This is a genomic window from Marinobacter denitrificans, assembly GCF_008795955.1.
Lineage (GTDB): Bacteria > Pseudomonadota > Gammaproteobacteria > Pseudomonadales > Oleiphilaceae > Marinobacter > Marinobacter denitrificans.
In genome coordinates, this window is record NZ_VMHN01000003.1 from 241,202 (window position 1) to 260,250 (window position 19,049).

The following is a 19,049-nucleotide window of genomic DNA, read 5'->3' on the forward strand; positions in this document are numbered from 1 at the left end:
GAACACAGGAGTAAAGCCGTGGCGTTAGCGGCAAGACTGGAAGGTTTTCTGGCTCGCAATGGAATCGCCTACCGGGAACTGGCAATTGATCAGGTGCTTAACTTTGATGCAGCGGTGATGGCCTCCGGCCGTCCTCAGGACGAATTTGTCCGGGCGACGCCGCTGATTGATATCAATGGCGTAATCATGGCCGTTCACGGCTATAACACCAGCCTGGACATGGATCTGGTCCACAAGCTCACAGGCCGGCGGCTCCAGCCACTGACCGCTCGCCAGTCGGCGCGCCTGTTTGCCGACTGCGACCCGGGCTTTCAGCCACCGGTAGGGGCGGCCTACGATATACCTGTGCTGGTCGACCAGGATGTGCTGGATTTCTCGCGTTCCCTGATGTGTTGTGGCACCGACAACACGCTGCTGGAGCTGGACCGTACTTCCCTCGCCAGGGCATTGGCTGATGCAACACCGGGGCACCTGGTTATCCGTGGTCAGAACAACGGAGAGCGCGAGGCCCTGACACTTGAAGAAGTAGCCGACAAACTCCAGAAGCTTTATCGCCTGCCGCCCATGCCGGCATTGGCGTTACGCATTCTCAGGCTCACGGCCAACACCGAGGCTACGGCCCGTGAGCTGGCGGAGCTGATTGAATTCGACCCCAGCCTTACGGCGCAGATTATGCGTTATGCCCGCTCAGCACTCTTTAATTACCCTGGCCAGATCAATTCCGTTCAGGAAGCGGTTACCCGCGTTCTTGGTTTCGATCGTGTTGCTCACATTGCCCTTGGCATCGCCTCCGTCCGCGCTTTCGAAGTGCCCCGCCAGGGCATGCTGGGGATGGATCAGTTCTGGCGGCATTCCCTCTACTGCGCCTTCCTGTGCCAGCGCATGGCGCCCAGGTGTAGTGCTGACAAGGGGCTGGCCTATCTTTGTGGTTTGCTACACAACTTCGGCCTGTTGCTGATCGGACATCTGTTCCCGCAGGAATTCAGCGAGCTCAACACTCTTCGTGAAGCCAACCCGGAAGCCAGCATGCATTCGCTGGAGCAGCAGGTATTCGGTGCTGATGACAGCCAGCAGATGCTGGCCGTTGGTCACGGTGCCATTGGCGGAATTCTCCACCGCTTGTGGGAATTGCCTGACCCGGTGGTCAAGGCAGCCGGCATGCATCAACACCAGGGGTATCAGGGAGAGCATGAAAACTATGTGCTCATGGTTCAGCTTGCCAACGGGTTGCTCAAGGAGAAGGGCATTGGTGACGAGTTCAACCCGGATGACCTGACGGCCCTGGCAGCGCCGCTGGGGCTTTCAGACAGCGATATCGCCAACCTCAGTGAGGAAATCGACAAGGTTTCCGGAGATCTGGACGCACTGGCACTTTCCCTGTCATCCTGACCCCCGAACGACTGCACAATACACCCTGATGTAACCTTTTGGTGCATGCTACGGAGGTCCACTTTCTCTGAAGTGGCTGAGTTCGTATAATGCGCCTTCTTCGGCGTGGCCCAGCGGGCCATGACCGGCGAGAGGCTGTCGCAAAGCCGCGGGGTTTTGCCACAGCTTTTCAAATGATAATGACTACAACGGGAGCACAGCGTTATGAGAATCATCATGTTAGGCGCACCAGGCGCAGGTAAGGGGACTCAGGCCCAGTTCATAACCGAGCGGTTTGGCATTCCCCAGATTTCCACCGGTGACATGCTGCGTGCAGCGGTCAAGGCCGAGTCGGAGCTTGGTAAGCAGGTCAAGGAAGTGATGGCCTCTGGTGGTCTGGTGTCTGATGACATCATCATTGCGCTGATCGAAGAGCGGGTAAAGCAGCCGGACTGCAAGAATGGCTTCCTGCTCGATGGCTTTCCACGCACCATTCCCCAGGCTGAAGCCCTGAAAGATCAGGGTATTGAAATAGACTACGTGGTCGAGATTGCTGTTGACGACGAGGAGATTGTGAGCCGTTTGTCCGGCCGTCGTGTGCACGAGGGCAGTGGCCGAATCTACCACGTGAAATATGATCCTCCCAAAATCGAAGGCAAGGATGACGAAACGGGTGAGTCTCTCGTTCAGCGCGCCGATGACCAGGAAGACACGGTCCGCAAGCGCCTGAAAATCTACCATGAGCAGACGGCACCGCTGGTCAACTATTACCAGGACTGGGCGAAGAAAGACCCGGCTGCGGCCCCCAAATACGTACGGGTTGAGGGAGTGGGCGGTCTGGATGACATCCGCGACCAGATTCTTACCCAACTGAAGTAACCGCGTGAAACTACTGGCACTGGATACCTCGTCGGAGGGCTGCTCAGCAGCCCTGCTGGCAGACGGCAGCGTGACGGAGCGCTTTGAACTTGCACCGCGGGGGCATACCCGCCTGCTGATGCCCATGGTTCGTGAGCTTCTTGCCGAGCAGGGGCTGGTGCCGGCTGAGCTTGACGCACTGGCCTTCGCCTGTGGTCCGGGGTCTTTTACCGGTCTTCGAATCGCTACCGGGGTGGTACAGGGCCTGGCCTATGGCCTGGATGTACCCGTGGTTCCGGTGTCGTCGCTGGCGGCCGTGGCGGCCGATGCTATTGCCCGTTTCTCACTCTCTGAAGGCGACGGCATCGCTGTGGCGTTTGATGCCCGCATGGGCGAAGTCTACTGGGCGTGCTATGTGTGCCAGGCTGGCCGTCCAGAGCTGCTTGGTGACGAACAGGTGAGTGCCCCGGAATCGGTTGCTCTGGTACCCGGTGTGCGCTGCTGGTTTGGTGTGGGCCAGGGTTGGGGCTTGAGGGACGACTTTCCGGACGATGTTACCGGAGCCATGAAGGAAGTCGACGCCACGCTGGTTCCCAGAGCGTCCCGAGTGGCTGAATTAGCGGCGCATGCGTTTCAAGAAGGAAGGGGTGTGGCTGCCGCTCAGGCCCAACCCGTCTATATTCGTGATGAAGTGGCCTGGAAGAAACTCCCGGGCCGCTGACAACCTCCTTGCTACCATACGGAAACACTGCCCATGGAACTGTGGCACATTATTGTATTGGCCATTATTCAGGGACTGACGGAATTTCTTCCGATCAGCAGCTCCGCCCATCTGATTCTGCCGTCACAGATCCTGGGCTGGCCAGACCAGGGCCTGGCCTTTGATGTGGCAGTGCACGTGGGCACCCTGGCAGCGGTGGTGTGGTATTTTCGCACGGAAGTTGTCCGGCTTAGCGTTGCCTGGGCCGGAGATACGGCCCGTGGTCGGGTGGGGCAGGACAGTGGGCTTGCCTGGGCGGTCATCGCGGGCACCATTCCGGCTGGTCTGGCAGGGCTGTTGCTCAATGATTTTATCGAGTCTTCCCTGCGTTCGGGACTGGTGATTGCCGCCTCCACCATCGGTTTTGGCCTTGTGCTCTGGTGGTCGGATGCCGTAGGGCGCCGTGCCCGGGAGCTGCCTTCCCTGACCATGAAAGACGCAGTGATTATCGGGTTGGCCCAGGCACTGGCGTTGATTCCTGGCACCTCCCGTTCCGGGATTACTATCACCGCGGCCTTATTTCTGGGCTTTGGCCGGGATGCCGCGGCACGCTTTTCGTTCCTGCTCTCTATCCCTTTGATCCTCGCCGCTGGCCTGCTGAAAACACTCGAGCTGGTGGAGCAGGGTGGAGCAACCGATTGGGCGGCCATTGCATTGGGCGCTGCGCTGTCGTTTGTCAGCGCGGTGATCTGTATACATCTGTTCCTGAAGTTTCTGGAGCAGCTTGGCCTCATGCCTTTTGTCATCTACCGGCTGGTTCTTGGTTTGTTGCTGATTGTCATGCTGTGGTAGGTCATGCTGTGGCAAGTAGTGGTTGAGGTCGGTTGAAGAGGGTAGAGCAAATTGTGAACAGCCAGCTTTTAAAACCGGGATAAATCTTCCATAATCCGGATTCAGTTGTAACCAGAATCGGTGTGCCTGAAATGATTGGTGGTGTAAATCCAAACAGCGGTCTTCCTTTCCAGTCCGGCAATAACAGCCCGGTCAGGGAGCGCAGTGACGTTGCCCGTGCGCCTGCAACTGCACCGGAGAGCAACAGCGATGCCGTTCGCCGGGACCTGTCCGACACCCCTTCCCGTAATGCCGATCTACGGCCCATACCTTCTGCAGAGTCTCTGGAGCGGCGTATTGAAGCGCGCCAGGCGGCAGAAGATGTCAGGCTGGAGCGGTTTCGCGCCGATGAGATGCCCCTGAATACCTCAAGAGCCTTGTCCACGTTTGCCGATGTAGCCGCGCGCGGTGATGCCTCCGATAATAGCCTGGCCGGCATCGATATTCTGGTTTGATGTCTTCCCGAAACCACGCTCCTGGACTTGCCGTTGCCTGCAGCCCTCTGGGTGATGGTCTTGCCGCCCGATCACTGGCCGGGCAGCTATCGTTGCCTTTTCTGGGCACGGTGCGCCCCCGTGATATCCGGGAGTATCCGGTATTACTGTTCTCCGATGAACATGGCCTCGGCCTGCAGGTTACCGGCAAGGGCGCCCCGGGCCCGGTCAGGGCCGAGTTTGTTACCGGTAAGGCGGGATACCGCCGGGAGCATGGCGGTGGCACCGGCCAGTTGATTGCCAAGGCGGTGGGCTTGCAGAAAACACGGAAACCGCTGCATGTCCTGGATGCCACCGCAGGCCTCGGGCAGGATGCGTTTGTGCTGGCATCCCTGGGCTGCCAGGTCACGCTTTTTGAGCGCTCACCTATAGTACACGCGTTGCTCAGTGACGGCCTCGCCAGAGCCGCTCTGAATGAGCAGAGTGCGCCGCTGGCTGCGCGTATGTTGTTGCAGCCTGGAAACAGTATCGAGTGGCTGCACAAGGCGGAAAACGGGGCTGCGGATGTTATCTATCTGGACCCGATGTTTCCTCACCGTGACAAGTCAGCCTTGGTGAAAAAGGAAATGCAGGTATTCCGCACAGTGGTCGGGGACGATGACGATTCAGCCGAGTTGCTGGCCGCAGCGTTGGCAGTGGCAACCTATCGGGTGGTGATCAAGCGTCCCCGCAAGGCTGATCCGGTCGACGGGCCGGAGCCAACTACCCGTATCGAGGGTAAAAGCAGCCGCTACGATATCTATTCCATCAAGGCACTGCCCAGCAGCTGACAAAATCATCAGAATCGGGGCACTCAGGCCCCGAGCATGGTCACCTGCTGAATGGCCTGGCGTTTTTCCACGCTCAGTACCAGGCGGGCATCTTCTGCAACCTCATCAAGGCCTTCGCTGTAGCACAGCAGGCCGTTTTCGTCGGTGGTGATAACGCCATTCTGCTGCATGTTGGCAATAAAGCTCCGGAACAGGGTCTTGTCAAAAAATTCCGGGGCATTGAGGCCAAACAGTATAGACATGCGCTCGGCCAGCAGGGTGCTTTGCTCTTCCAATTCGGTGGCAGTGATCTTGCCAGAACCGTACTTGCGCAGTATTCCGATAGCGATATGGTAGCGTTCCAGGGTCTGAATAATGAACCGGGACAGTATCCTTAAACGAAGCATGGCGTCGGTGCCCTCTTCAGGACGGCTGATCCGGTCGTCTGCCTCCTCGAAAAGCAAGCCTCTGGCCACCAACACATCAATCCACTGATTGACCACATTGGCGATGTCGTCCGGATGATATCTCAGGAACAGCTCCGATTTCAGGTAGGGGTAGGCAACACCGGCAAGGAACTCGATCTTTTCCCTGCGCAGCGATTGCTTGTTCTCGAACAGGCTGGCGATCAGCGATGGCAGGGCGAACAGATGTTGTATGTTGTTGCGATAATAGGTCATTAATATGGCGTTGCTGCCCTCCAGCGCGATGATGTCGCCGAGCTTCTGGGGCTGGCGGGTAACCAGTCCCATATTTTCACAGTAAGCCACCCAGTCCCTGCCACTGCCTTCCGGCAGGGTGACCGTTTCCGCGTATGGGAAGGCTTTCAGCAGGTCTGCATACTGATCCATCAGGCGGATCAACTGGCCTTCATCCATAGCCAGGCGCTCGGTGCCCAGCAGGGCAGTGGCGGTAATGCCGATGGGATTAACGGCAACAGCGGCATTGATATTGGAAGCAACACGGGTTGCCAGGTCAGACACGGCATGGTTCAGCCACTTTGGCCGGTACTCGGAGTTGTAGGCTTCTTCGCGCCAGCTGGGCTCGATTTCGTCCAGCACATCCGAAAGGTGGATGGCGTCTCCGAAATTCAGCGACACCCGACCGAAAGAGTTTCTCAGCTTGCGGACAGTCTTGGCCAGCGCGAACACGCTTTCCTTCTGTTTTTTCTTGCCCCGCAGTTCCCCCAGGTAGGACCGGCCTTCCATCACCTTTTCGTAGCCGATGTAAACCGGCACAAACACGATGGGCTTGCGGTGGTCCCGCAGGAAACTGCGCACGGTCATGGACAGCATCCCGGGGCGTGGTTGCAGCATCCTCCCGGTACGGCTGCGTCCGCCCTCGACAAAGTACTCGACGGAGTAGCCCCGGGAAAACATTACGTGCATGTATTCGTTGAAAACTGTGGCGTAAAGCGGGTTGTCACGAAAGCTCCGGCGCATGAAAAAGGCACCGCCACGGCGCAGGATGGGGCCGACAAGGGGCATGTTGAGGTTGATGCCCGCGGCAATGTGCGGAGGCATCAGACCGTTTTTGTAGAGCACATAGGACAGCAGCAGGTAGTCAATATGGGAACGGTGGCAGGGAACATAGACCACAGCGTTGTCCTGGGCTACTTCCTTCGCTACCTGGATGTTGTTGATGGCAATGCCGTTGTAAATGCGGTTCCACAGGCGGGATAGCACCACTTCCAGGACCCGGATGGTAACAACCGACATGTTTGCGGCAATTTCGTCCGCGTACTTATAGGCCTTGGCGCGGACCTTTTCCGGAGGGATGTCGTCCTTGCGGGCGGTTTCGCGGATGGCTTCCTTAACTGACTGGGTGCGTACCAGTCCGCCGACCAGGGTCCGGCGATGGGACAGGTCCGGGCCCAGGACAGCCTGGCGTACGCGGCGGAAATGAGTGCGTAGAATACGTGCCAGTTTGCGATTGGCCCGATCCTCACTGTGACGGTATTCGTCGATGACCTGCTTCAGTGATAACGGCTGATTGAACTGCACATAGGTGCTGCGACCGTGCACCAGAATGATCAGGAACTTCTGCAACCGACCCGCCACAGACCACGTGTCTGAAAGCACGAGTTTGACGACGGATTTCTCCTTGTCGGGGGAGCGGCCCCAGAACAGGGAAACCGGTACAATCTGCACGTCCTCTTCCGGATGTTCCAGGCCATGGCGAACCAGCGCCCGGAACTGGTTGGTGGGGATGGGTGTCCTGCGCCGTCGGAACAGGCCGCCAATTCTACGGTACAGGAAGAAAAAGGAATGGTTTGGCCCGTTCTTCACTGGCAGTGAGGAGGACGCGCCTGGCAGGCCGGCGCTCAGCACTTCCTGTTCCAGTACCAGGCGGCTGGACAGTGAGCTGTACTGCAACACATAGCAAACCGGTTTTTCCGGATCTAGCCCCAGGGCTTCGGCGCTGTTGCCGCTTACATCCGTCCGGACCCACAAAAACAGGATCTTGCGAAAAAGGGTCAGGATCAGGCTGCGAAGGCCCAGGAAAACACGCATAAATGGTCACTCCGGTTCACAAAATCAGGCGCTAAGTTTACTTGGTTGCGTACGGTGCCGAAAGACATGATGTCGTTCAGTTGCGTTGTGCCGGTGTGATACATTTCCAGTTCATACTTCATGGTAGCTGCAGGATCCGGATTATGGCGATATGGACACCCGGTTGGTCGACAAGAGCCCCAGGCGAGAAGGATCTGGTGTTGGCCATTGCCGGTGACTCGGTGCTCAAGCCGGATACCGGGTGGTTGAGCCAGTGGCAGACGGTGTCACCGTATACCGATACCGGGACGAGCCCGGTTTATGTGGGGCAACTGGATGATCAGCCGGTGTACGTGGCCGAAGCCGATACGCTTCCCGGCAGCTCCGAGCCGGTACCGCTCAGAGATGCACTTTTGATGATGGAGGACGCACCGGCAGCTATGCTGGGTACCGCTTTCCAGGTTCACCACTGGTGGCTGGACCACCGGTTTTGTGGCCGCTGTGGCGGGACCACGGGCCTGCACCCCCTGGAGCGTGCGAAGTGGTGCGAGGCGTGTGGTATTCCCTGGTATCCGCGCCTGGCGCCGTGCGTCATTGTGGTTATCCGCCGCGGCGATCATATGCTCCTGGCCCGTTCCTCACGGGTAAAGCGCCGCTTTTTCAGCCTGATTGCAGGGTTTGTGGAGCCCGGCGAGAGTATTGAAGAAGCCGTTACGCGGGAGGTCAAAGAGGAAACAGGGCTGGATGTCAGCGGCGTCCGTTACCAGGCTTCCCAGCCGTGGCCGTTTCCCCATCAGTTGATGCTCGGTTTCTTTGCGGACTACGCCGGTGGTGATCTGGTTTTGCAGGAAGACGAAATCGCCGAGGCCGACTGGTACCGGCCGGGGGAAATGCCTCCGGTGTCGCCGTTGACCACCATAGCTGGTCGCTTGATTCACGCCATGGCGGAAGAAATCACGGGAAAAGGGGCGCAACCGTGACTACCCCCAGGGTGCTGGTTTTTGATTCCGGTGTTGGCGGACTGAGCATTGCTGCCTGCATCCACAACCAGTTGCCGGCAGTCCGGTTGGTATACCTAGCTGATAACGCAGGCTTCCCCTATGGCAACCAGCCCGAATCGGTGGTGATTGAGCGCAGCCAGGCGCTGATTGCCGCTGCGATAGATGAGTATCCCTGTGATGTCATCGTCGTCGCCTGTAATACCGCCAGTACAGTGGTGCTTCCACATTTGCGGGCAATGACATCCACGCCGGTCATAGGTGTTGTGCCGGCCATCAAACCTGCCGTAGCGTTGACGGTGAACCGCCGTATTGGTGTGCTGGCAACGCCAGCGACCGTGCGCCGCCCGTACCTGCTGGACCTGATCAGCGAATTTGCCGATGGCTGCACCGTTGAGCGCCTCGGGCATCCGGATCTGGTTTACTGGATTGAGCGTCTTGTAACGGGTGTGCCGGTGCCGGAGGATTTGTTATACAGCGCGCTACAGCCATTTCGCGACGCGGGTGTGGATACGGTGGTGCTGGGCTGCACCCATTACCCCCTGATTGCTGACGTGTTAAAAGCGCAGCTGCCCGATGTGAAATACTGGGTGGATTCCGGTGACGCCGTTGCCCGTCGCGCCACCTGGCTGCTCGAGCAGCAGGGGCACCAGGCCGGGGCTCTGCAGGGCCCGTTAGATGACAGGCCTGTTGATGCTGCCCTGTTTACCGGGGCGGCGCCCAGAGGGCTGGAAGCGTTTCTGGGGCCGTTGAACCTGAGTAGCGTAGAAATCCGGGGACGATGGCCGGCAGCACTCAGTACCGCTACAGCAGCCGGGTCAGTTTGAACATTGCCAGGAATTCCAGCGCCGGCAAAGCGCGGCGGTGGCAACAATAGGTTTTGAAATTATCGCCCCTGAAACGCGACTTGGTGAATTCCAGCCCCTTGAAGTTGTAGAGAAAATTACCCTTCTCATACAGGCCGTGCATGATGCGCTTGAGCAGGCGGCTTTCCTGGTGCTCGGTGGCCTGGTCCAGTGACAGTGGAATCAGCCCCAGATCCAGATAGGGCACACCCTCGGCCTTGAACACGTCCATGGCGTGAGCCATCAGAGTGTAGAATATCCCCTGGCGGAAATCGGCATTTGCCCTGGAAATATTGGGTACGTAGCTGATGATTTCGTTATTGCGGTAAATGGGGTCAAAGTAGATAAAGCCCACCGCCTTGCCATCCTGGTAAGCATAGAAGTGGCGTTCGTTTTCCCGATACTCCATCTCCATGGGGCGAATCAGGAAGCGGATTTCCTTGCTCTTGCACTTGCGCGTGCGAATCCAGGCGTCGGAAATTTCCCGGGTATGGTCGTCGCTGAAACGCTCCTTGACGGTAATACCGTTTTTCTCAGCCTGGTTCAGGGCGGTGCGCAGAATCTGCTTCTTCTTGCCGGTCAGCGACCAGCTTTTCAGGTTGATGCGGGACTCGCTGCCAAACTGGGTGCCGTAGAGGCCGAACCGGCGATAGAGGTAATCCACCACGGGTTTTGAGACCTGGATATAGCAGGCGTTGGGGAAGCGTTGATGGAACTTTTCCAGTATGACCTCAAAGTGCTCCGGGGCGGTGACCGGATCAGACAGAACAAAGGTGCCGCCCCACTTGCGCATGTAGGCCAGATAGCCCACGCCGGGTACATCAAAATACTGCATGCCCGGCTGCAACGTCGAGAACGACTGGGAGTGGGTGCCGTACTTTTTCAGGTAATTGATACGTTCCGGAAAGCTGAAAACGCCTTCATCGAGTGACTGAACGCCTTCGAGCGAAAGAATCTGGTCTGCCATGATGTTGCTCCCCCGTTTGTTACGCCTGTTTTTGTCCCAGGATCGACCAGTAGCAATTCATGTTCAGCAGCTTGAAGTGCTTCTTCTCGGTAACCTGCAGGCCCAGGCGCTGCATGTGCTCGGGGTAGTTGTAGATCTTGTGGAAAGCGTTGTTGGCGAACAGCCAGAAGATAAAAACGGCCATGTACCAGTACATCTTCTTGAACAGACGGGCGACAAGGTTACCGGTGGGATAGCAGAAGTCTCCTACTACAACCTTGGCGTCTGCTTTGCCCAGGCGGATCAGGTGCTCCAGAACCCGCACCATCATGTCTTCGTCAAACACGTTGAGGAAGAAGTTGGCCACCACCATGTCGTATTGCTCGTATTCTTCCACTTTCATGATGTCGCTGTGGATGCGGCGGATGGTGAGGTGGGGGGCCTCCTTTTCCTGGGCTTCCCCGAACTTGCGTAGCATGGTTTCTGACAGGTCTACCACGGTGACATCGGCGCCCAGCTCAGCTGCACGAATGGCGTCGCGACCGTGGCCCACACCGGCAAACAGTATGCGTGCCCCGGGCTGCACGGTTTCCACATCAAGCATGGCGGTTTTGCAGCGGTGGATATTCTTGCCGCTGTAGAGGTTGCTCAGAAAATCGTAGACCGGACCAATGTATTTGTATTTATCGTGCATGATGACTTCTGCCTGTCCATATCCAGTGAAGGCTTCCATCGTTCTTGTAATGGTTGTTTCACCGGCTGGTGAATTCGATAGAAGCGCCTGATGGATTTGAGCTTAGAGAAGCCAATGGGGGAATTATGTGCAGTAATGCGCATTTCCGGATACATAAAGTAACGAACAGCAACACTTTGCAAACCAGATCAACATTTTAGATCCGAGTGTCCGACAATAGAGTATCGGTTTCTGCGACGTGTCAGAATGCTACAGCGCGGGCAGGCAGGTGGCCCAGGGTTTTCTCGATGACATCCGCTGGTCGTGCCGGGCCGTAGAAGAAGCCCTGCACCTGGTGGCAGCCCAGGCTTTTGAGGTAGGCCAGTTGTTCGTCGGTTTCCACGCCTTCAGCCACAATTTCCAGTTTCAGACCGTGGGCCATGGCGACGATCGCATTGACGATGCAGGCGCCGTCCTCGCCACTGCGAATGGCCCTGACGAAAGACTGATCCACCTTCAGGGTATGAATGGGCAGGCGATGAATGTAGTTCAGAGAGGAGTAGCCGGTGCCAAAATCATCAATGGCAATCCTGACACCTAACCCGGCCAGTTCGCGGAGTTTCTGACTGATCTGCTCGAGATCGTTCATGATCACGTTTTCAGTGATTTCGATTTCCAGGTTTTGCGGTGGAAACCCATGGGCATGGATCTGATCCATCAGGGTTTCTACAAACCTTGGGTGTTCCACCTGAACCGGTGACAGGTTGACCGCCAGGCGCAGGTCACTGTGACCATCACGGATCCATCGCCCCACATCCCGGCAGGCCCGGTCCAGTACGCACTCGCTGAGTTTTGCAATGAGTTTGGTTTCTTCCGCCAGGGGCAGGAAGTCCCTTGGGTAGAGCAAGCCACGTTCCGGGTGTTGCCAGCGTACAAGCGCCTCCAGCCCCACTATCCGGTTACTGGTAGAGCAAACCTGGGGCTGGTAGAACACCCTCAGCTCGTCTCTCTCCAGCGCCAGTCTGAGGTCCCGTTCCAGGTTCAGGCGGTTGGCGGTGTCGATGCTCATGCTCTCGGAGTAGAAACGATAGCCGTCCTTACCTCGGGCTTTGACATGATACATGGCGATGTCGGCATTCTGGATCAGGTGGTCCATCGATTCGCCGGCTTCCGGATATATTGCAATACCGATACTCACACCGACAAAAACTTCGTGATCACCCAGCTGGAATGGCGCTCGCAGGGCCTTGATCAGTTTTTTGGAGATCTGCCGGGCATCTTCATGGCTGTGGATCGATGGTAGCAGCAGGGTGAATTCATCCCCGCCAAAGCGGGATAGGGTGTCACCCTTCCGGAGGCAGCGCTCCAGTCTCTGGGTTACCGCCTGCAGCAATCGGTCGCCCATGGCATGGCCCAGGGTGTCGTTAATGACCTTGAAGCGGTCGAGATCAAGGAACATCACCGCCAGTTTCTGCTCACTACGGCGGGCATGGGTAATCGCCAGGTCAAGACGATCCTTGAACAGGGCACGGTTCGGCAGGCGGGTAAGCAGGTCATGATAGGCCTGGAAGTTGATAAAAGCTTCCGCTTCCTTGCGCTCGGTAACATCCCGGGCTGTACCGTAGTAACGGGCTTCCCGTGTGCCATGCTTGCCCTCTTCATCGTTGGAGTGGGGCCAGGTTTCAGGATCGATGGGAAAGGCCGTGATTTCGAAGTGCCGGTTAGCTTTGCGGCTGCCCCGGGTTTTCAGCCTGACTTCAAGGGTGCGGGGGTTGTCGGCCGAAATATTGGGGCCTTTGAGGGCATAGGTGCCGCGGGCTATGTCCCGATCGTCCAGTATGTGGCGGAAGTGCCGGCCACAGAGCTCAGCCGGCTGGTAGCCCAGCAGACTTTCGATTTTGCTGTTCACAAAGCAGAAATGGCCGTCACCATCGAGCATGAATACGATGTCCGGCGAACTGTTGACAATGTATCGGTGAAGTTCTTCCGACTTCTCCAGGCGCATGCGTATGTGTTCGTGGGCGCGAATCAGCGAGCGCTTGCCGAGGACTCCATTTACCGTTGTCAGCAGCTCTTCCGGGTCGAACGGCTTGCGGATATAGTCCAGTGCGCCTCTGCGCAGGGCCCGGCTGACAGAGCTGAATGAGCTTTCCCCGCTGACCACCACGACGCCGCAGTCTGGCTGTTCTGAGGCCAGCCGCTCCATGACATCAAAACCGTCCACGTCGGGCATGCGAAGGTCCAGCATCGCCAGATCGAACGAGTGGGTCTCAAGAATGCGGTAAGCCATACGGCCGCCTTCCGCCTCGGTGACGTCATAGCCCCTGCCTTTGAGCAGTGATGCGAGGCCAGCTAGCAGCCTCGGGTCGTCATCGACAACGAGAATACGTGGCTTTGCGCCGCTGTCGGAGGTCCATTCGGTGCTCGAAGGTTTCATTGTTTACGCCCGTCGCTTTTCGTCATTCATCATCGTTTTTGTTATTTGCCGCCGAGGGGAACAGTATCCGGAATGCCGTCCCTCCACGCCCTGTGCGGCAATTAATGATGCCCTCCATGTCATCAATGAGTTGTTTTACTACGCTCAGGCCGAGTCCGCTGTGGCCCTTGCCTTTCGTGGATCGAACCGGAGAAAACAGGTGTGTGCGGATGTCGGCAGGAATTCCTTTGCCAGTATCCGCTATCTCCAGTTCAACCCAGGTTTTTCCGCCTTGCCAGAACGGAGCCAGTGTGTGGATGGAGACATCGCCACCCTCGGACAGGCTCTCCGCAGCATTGCGGACCAGGTTGATCACCACTTGCCGGATCACTGCACGGGGGACCGAAACGTCGGTTGGTTCCTCGCAAAGATCCAGCGTCAATGTCTTTTCGTCGCCGCTGAAAAGGCTGTCTTCCAACAGGTCACGCAGTGTTCTCAGTTCGTCATTAAGGTTACAGACTCCGGGGGCTTCGGGGGAGTCATAGCCCGGAGTGCGACTGATCTGTAGCAGAAGATCGCCAGCCCGATCGAGTTCGTCCCGGATAACATCCAGCTCTTCCTGAACTTCGTCATCGTCGAGCCGGTTTCTCAGCTGATAAATATACTGCCGTATAATGGTTAGCGGGTTGCTGACCTCGTGAACCTGCCGCCGGATAGCGTCCCGGGCCAGTTCGACGTCGATATTCTCCCGGCTCTCGCCCCGCTGAGAAAGCATGCTGGTAACAGCTTGTGAGAGTTTCGCGCTGAACAGTCTTCCCAACTCTTCTGTTTGCCCTGAGTTGTTGTTATCGGTCCCTACAGCAAACACCCCGCCGCACTGCTCGTCACCAGCCACGGGGATGGCAACCAGCGAAGGGGTTTTCAGTAACGATAACAGTTGTCGGTCAAGCACCGTTGGCGCACGGTCGCCCAGGCAAAGGGCAGTCCCGCTGGTGAAAGCTTCAGTGAGAACACTCGTGGCTGGACCGCTGGCCACCGTGAGATCGGGGGCGTCGCCGGTGCTGGCAGACAGCAGGGTCAGGCCATCCCCTGTCTGACCGAAATACAGAGCCGGCAGGCCAGTGATCAGCGTCAGGCTGTTGACGGTTGCGGCCAGATACTCCTGCGCACTTCCTCCCAGCGGCGACAGGCCCAGCGCCTGATTGGCCATAGCCTGTTTGAGTATTGTGTGTTTGAGCTTGCGGTTGGAATGGCTGGCATCGTATTCCTCAGACAGCGGTATTCCGAGGGATTCGGCCACGCCAGTGACTTCCTGGTCAATACGCCGGTTGATTTCCCGTGTCAGTTCTTCGTTAAGCCCGAATATGGTACCGGCGGCGGCAATACCGGCTGCGTCGGACTGAGCAAGCCGTGTGGCAAGGCTGATCAGTTTGACCAGATGGCCGGCATCGCGAATCTCCGTTGGCATGGCCTGCTGGTAACGCATGGCGTCGGCGGCCATGGAGCCAAGCCCCCAGGAACTGACAAGCGCTGCAGCGATGTCCGCCTGGTGGTCAAAATAATACTGTTGTGTATCTCCAGCTGGCGTCTTGAGGGCAATCAGTTCACCCACGTTATGAAGCATGCCCAGCATGAAGGCCTGGTCGGGCTCGGGGTAGCGCGTCAGCGTGGCCAGTGCCCGGGCCGTCAGGGCGGTGGTGAGGGAATGTCGCCAGAAATCCCTGAGTTGCTGCCATTGGTCGGCCCCCAGCTCATACAGAATCTGTCGCAGGGCGGCGGTCAGCACCAGGGTGTGAAAGCGGCGTGTTCCGAGCCGGAGCAGGGCCTGGTCTATTGAGCGGATTTCCGCAACCGGGCCGTACAGGGCTGAATTGGCAAGGGCAAGTACCCGTGACACCAGTGCGGTGTCTGCCGACACAATGTCACTGATCCTGCGATAATTCTCATCCTGATGACAGGCTTCCAGCGCCCTGAGGGTGACCTCCGGGAGACTTGGTAACTGTATGTCAGGGGCAATCTGCATAAGCCTGCCTGTATTCGATACCGAATTAGTCGTCAGTTTCTGACAGTTTGTTCATGAAAAAAACATGGGATCTGAGCTTAGACAATAAGCCGCGCTTATTAAACAGTTATTGTTCCTTTTTTAGGCAGAGTATTACCCGGCTTGTGATGTGTGTAAACTTTTTACAGATAAAATGTAGCTGATTTATCCATTTTCGCCCGCTCAGATAGCACGTTTTTGGCTACAGTTAGAGCTCTGTCCGGGTTACACTTTGACCCAGTGCACAAAATCCCGGCGCCAAACAAGAACCCATGACGGACTCTCTCTCGACCAGGCAGCATCAGAGCCAACCCCGAACACTGGCGATTACCGGTGGCAAGGGGGGTGTGGGTAAAACATCTGTTGCGCTGAACCTTTCTCTTACCCTTGCCCGCGAAGGCCACAAGGTACTTCTGCTGGACGCTGACACCGACCTTGCCAATGTCAGCATCATGCTGGGGCGCTATCCCACACGTACCCTGGCCAATGTGATGGCCGGTGAGTGCAGCCTTCGCGACGTTATTATGGAGGCAGAATGGGGGCTTCACATTGTTCCGGGGGCGTCGGGTGTCGAGCAGTGCGTGGATATGGCGGCAGACGAAAGTCTGCGTGTGCTCAGGGCGCTCTCACGGCTGGAGAAAGACTACGATTATGTGATCACGGATACCGCCTCGGGATTGCAGAAAACCGGGATGCACATGATTGCTGCGGCGGAGCTGGCCTGCCTGGTGGTCACGCCTGACCCGGCCTCACTGACTGATGCTTTTTCTCTTATCAAACTGCTGATTCGCCGTGGTTATCGAAGGACGCCCAGTGTGCTGGTCAATATGGCCCAGGGCGCGAGCCAGGCCAGGTCTGTTTATCAGCGCCTGGAGGCCGCGGCTCAACGTCACCTGGGAATACAGCTACATTACCTGGGGGCGATCTGGCGGGATGAAACGCTGCGCCAGTCGGTACTGAATCAACGGCCGGTGGCGCTGATGCATCCTTCGGACCCTTCCTGTCGCCAGTTTCGTACGCTTTGCGACATGCTTAATGTGCGGTTGCGCCAGCTCCCCCCGCGAAAGGCCGGAATTGCGGCATATTGGCATCGGGTATCCACTGCACCTGCATTATCTGCTGCTGCCCCCGAAATCAATGAGCCGGTTGCTCCGCCAGATCCCGCTGCGGAGTGCAAGCGGCTGATTGCCGAAATAGGCAAGGTGCTGGAAGAAAACAATGACGCTTCTTTGCTGCGTTATGAAGCGTTTAACGGCTTTTTTGCACTGTTGGGGCGCACAATTGATGCAGACACAATCGAAATTATCCAGACCGGTATGGCTTCTCTTGACTGGGAACGACTGGAGAAAGACCAGCGTGTCCATCTGGCTACCCACCTCCACCACATTGCCAGCCGCGTTGACCCGGAGGCAGGTAAGCCCTCTTCCGGTCAGAGCCGTGTCCACAGAGAAGCGTCCAGAAAAGACCGTGAACCCTATTATGACCGTATCAGCTTCGGCGACCAGAGCAGGCTTGTACGGGCGCTCAGGGAGCAGCCTTCCGATATTTCCCTGGACCAGTTGTTACGGTCCCTGGCAGATAAAGACAGGAATGGATCCTGACCGTTTTCTGTCTCCTTTTTTTCCCGGAAATCACCTTATTTTATCGTCATTTTATTTACGCTTTTTGTAGCGTAACTTTGCTGTGTGTCACCGCACTGTAATGGCGTCTGTGCAAACATTGACCTTACTTCCCGGAATCGTGGCCCGCAAAATGCAGTGGTCAGGGAACCGTTATTTTTTACCTGAAACCACCTGCACGTAATGGCTGCACAGTGACTTAGAGAAGGAGTTCACGCCATGGCAAAACCGCATCTACAAACCGGAACGTCAGCGTCCGGCGTTCTGGAACAGCTTCGTGGCAAACACGTGCTTATCACCGGTACTACCGGGTTTCTCGGTAAGGTGGTGCTGGAAAAGCTGATCCGCACGGTACCGGATATCGGCGGTATACATCTGTTAATCCGGGGCAACAAGCGGCACCCCGGAGCCCGCGAGCGTTTTAACAACGAAATCGCCAGTTCGTCGGTATTCGAACGCCTTCGTCACGAAGACAACGAAGCTTTCGAGAATTTTCTCGAAGACCGCGTTCACTGTATTACCGGTGAGGTTACAGAGCCCCGCTTCGGCCTGACACCGGACCGTTTCCAGGCCCTTGCCGGCCAGGTGGATGCATTTATCAATTCCGCGGCCAGTGTCAACTTCCGGGAAGAGCTCGACAAGGCCCTGAAAATCAACACACTGTGCCTGGAGAACGTGGCAGCACTGGCGCGGTTGAACAGCCAGATGGCAGTCATCCAGGTATCCACCTGTTACGTAAACGGGAAAAATTCCGGGCAGGTCACAGAATCCGTGATCAAGCCTGCGGGGGATGCCATTCCGCGCAGTAATGATGGTCACTATGAAATCGATGAACTGGTGCATCTGCTGCAGGACAAGATTGCGGATGTCCGTTCCCGCTATTCCGGTAAAATGCTGGAGAAGAAACTGGTCGACCTGGGGATTCGTGAAGCCAATATCTATGGCTGGAGTGATACCTACACCTTTACCAAGTGGCTTGGCGAGCAACTGTTGATGAAGGCCCTGGCGGGCCGGTCGCTCACCATCGTTCGCCCATCCATCATAGAGAGCGCGCTGGAAGAACCATCGCCCGGCTGGATAGAGGGTGTGAAGGTTGCCGACGCCATTATTCTGGCCTATGCCCGTGGCAAGGTGTCCCTGTTCCCCGGCAAACGCAGTGGCGTCATTGATGTCATTCCGGTGGACCTGGTGGCCAACAGCATCATTCTGTCCCTGGCTGAAGCAATCACCGAGCCCCCACAGCGAAGGATTTATCAGTGTTGCAGCGGCAGTTCCAATCCGATTTCCCTGGGCGAGTTTATCGACCATCTGATGGCCGAGGCGAAGTCCAATTATGCCGACTACGAGCAGTTGTTCTATCGCCAACCCACCAAGCCTTTTATTGCCGTTAATCGTAAACTGTTCGATGTGGTCGTGGGTGGCATGCGCTTTCCACTGTCCATGGCCGGGAAGGCGCTGAGGCTGGCAGGTCAGAACAGGGAGCTGAAAGTTCTGAAAAATCTGGATACTACCCGATCACTGGCAACTATCTTCGGATTTTACACAGCGCCGGATTATATTTTCCGCAATGACGGGCTGATAGCGCTGGCCTCCCGTATGGGAGAACTGGACAGGGTGTTGTACCCGGTGGATGCACGCCAGATTGACTGGCAGCTTTACCTGCGCAAGATCCACCTTGGTGGTCTCAATCGATACGCCCTCAATGAACGCAAACTGTACAGCCTGCGCGCTGCCCGGCCCCGGAAGAAAGCCGCCTGAAAACTGCATGATGGTGGATCCCTGTCTCCCGGGGATCCGCTTTTCACTTGTTGTTTCTGCCAGCGGGTCTATCCTTTATGGCAGGCTCCTGAACACCAGCCTTACCCCTTGTAAAGTCGTCGTTTTGGCTAAAAGTGCTGGCGCATTAGGACGTTAGTCTAATTCATTGTTCACTGGCACGCATGTTGAACTATGGGTATC

The 19,049-nt window shown here is 57.0% G+C and carries 15 protein-coding genes; 10 read left to right on the top strand and 5 right to left on the bottom strand.

All coding sequences use genetic code 11. The features are described from left to right. Positions 1-18 precede the first annotated feature (18 nt). The 6 genes from FO268_RS13235 to FO268_RS13260 all read left to right on the top strand — a co-directional run bounded on the left by FO268_RS13235 (position 19) and on the right by FO268_RS13260 (position 5,081). Positions 19-1,389, top strand: a complete 1,371-nt coding sequence (locus FO268_RS13235; protein WP_150993749.1) for an HDOD domain-containing protein — start codon at positions 19-21, stop codon at positions 1,387-1,389. 204 nt (positions 1,390-1,593) lie between these two features. Beyond that, the gene (adk, locus tag FO268_RS13240) at positions 1,594-2,247 is read left to right on the top strand and encodes an adenylate kinase (RefSeq protein WP_150993751.1); all 654 of its coding nucleotides are present in this window, start codon (positions 1,594-1,596) and stop codon (positions 2,245-2,247) included. Between the two features lie 4 nt (positions 2,248-2,251). Next, positions 2,252-2,947: a tRNA (adenosine(37)-N6)-threonylcarbamoyltransferase complex dimerization subunit type 1 TsaB gene (gene tsaB, locus FO268_RS13245; protein ID WP_150993753.1), complete on the top strand. Its 696-nt coding sequence runs from the start codon at positions 2,252-2,254 to the stop codon at positions 2,945-2,947. 33 nt (positions 2,948-2,980) lie between these two features. Then, complete coding sequence (locus tag FO268_RS13250) at positions 2,981-3,778, top strand: undecaprenyl-diphosphate phosphatase (protein WP_150993754.1); 798 nt, start codon at positions 2,981-2,983, stop codon at positions 3,776-3,778. A 131-nt stretch (positions 3,779-3,909) separates the two neighbouring features. Then, a complete protein-coding gene (locus FO268_RS13255; RefSeq protein WP_150993863.1) occupies positions 3,910-4,272 on the top strand; it encodes a UDP pyrophosphate phosphatase in 363 nt (120 codons plus the stop codon). Continuing rightward, the gene (locus FO268_RS13260) at positions 4,272-5,081 is read left to right on the top strand and encodes a class I SAM-dependent methyltransferase (protein WP_150993756.1); all 810 of its coding nucleotides are present in this window, start codon (positions 4,272-4,274) and stop codon (positions 5,079-5,081) included. The genes FO268_RS13255 and FO268_RS13260 overlap by 1 nt, the downstream gene beginning before the upstream one ends. A gap of 23 nt (positions 5,082-5,104) precedes the next feature. Here FO268_RS13260 and plsB read toward each other — a convergent pair whose 3' ends face one another. Continuing rightward, on the bottom strand, positions 5,105-7,573 hold the full coding sequence (gene plsB, locus FO268_RS13265) for a glycerol-3-phosphate 1-O-acyltransferase PlsB (protein ID WP_150993758.1): 2,469 nt from the start codon (positions 7,571-7,573) through the stop codon (positions 5,105-5,107). A 143-nt stretch (positions 7,574-7,716) separates the two neighbouring features. Here plsB and nudC point away from each other — a divergent pair, with 143 nt between their 5' ends. Both nudC and murI read left to right on the top strand, forming a co-directional pair. Beyond that, on the top strand, positions 7,717-8,532 hold the full coding sequence (nudC, locus tag FO268_RS13270) for an NAD(+) diphosphatase (RefSeq protein WP_150993760.1): 816 nt from the start codon (positions 7,717-7,719) through the stop codon (positions 8,530-8,532). After that, positions 8,529-9,377 (top strand): glutamate racemase, encoded by an 849-nt coding sequence (gene murI, locus FO268_RS13275; RefSeq protein WP_150993762.1) that lies wholly within the window; start codon positions 8,529-8,531, stop codon positions 9,375-9,377. The genes nudC and murI overlap by 4 nt, the downstream gene beginning before the upstream one ends. Here the strand turns inward: murI and FO268_RS13280 are convergent. The 4 genes from FO268_RS13280 to FO268_RS13295 all read right to left on the bottom strand — a co-directional run bounded on the left by FO268_RS13280 (position 9,355) and on the right by FO268_RS13295 (position 15,453). Then, positions 9,355-10,362: a DUF2156 domain-containing protein gene (locus FO268_RS13280; protein ID WP_150993764.1), complete on the bottom strand. Its 1,008-nt coding sequence runs from the start codon at positions 10,360-10,362 to the stop codon at positions 9,355-9,357. The two genes, murI and FO268_RS13280, sit on opposite strands and share 23 nt — an antisense overlap. A gap of 19 nt (positions 10,363-10,381) precedes the next feature. Continuing rightward, complete coding sequence (locus FO268_RS13285) at positions 10,382-11,035, bottom strand: class I SAM-dependent methyltransferase (protein WP_150993766.1); 654 nt, start codon at positions 11,033-11,035, stop codon at positions 10,382-10,384. A 241-nt stretch (positions 11,036-11,276) separates the two neighbouring features. Continuing rightward, entirely contained in the window at positions 11,277-13,451 is a 2,175-nt protein-coding gene (locus FO268_RS13290) for an EAL domain-containing response regulator (RefSeq protein WP_150993767.1), read from the bottom strand. Between the two features lie 22 nt (positions 13,452-13,473). Continuing rightward, positions 13,474-15,453: an HDOD domain-containing protein gene (locus FO268_RS13295; protein WP_150993769.1), complete on the bottom strand. Its 1,980-nt coding sequence runs from the start codon at positions 15,451-15,453 to the stop codon at positions 13,474-13,476. 290 nt (positions 15,454-15,743) lie between these two features. On the opposite strand from FO268_RS13295, the gene FO268_RS13300 reads away from it, so the two are divergent. Both FO268_RS13300 and FO268_RS13305 read left to right on the top strand, forming a co-directional pair. Continuing rightward, entirely contained in the window at positions 15,744-17,072 is a 1,329-nt protein-coding gene (locus FO268_RS13300; protein ID WP_150993770.1) for a MinD/ParA family ATP-binding protein, read from the top strand. A 237-nt stretch (positions 17,073-17,309) separates the two neighbouring features. Beyond that, positions 17,310-18,848 (top strand): fatty acyl-CoA reductase, encoded by a 1,539-nt coding sequence (locus tag FO268_RS13305; protein WP_150993772.1) that lies wholly within the window; start codon positions 17,310-17,312, stop codon positions 18,846-18,848. The last annotated feature ends 201 nt before the right edge of the window (positions 18,849-19,049 follow it).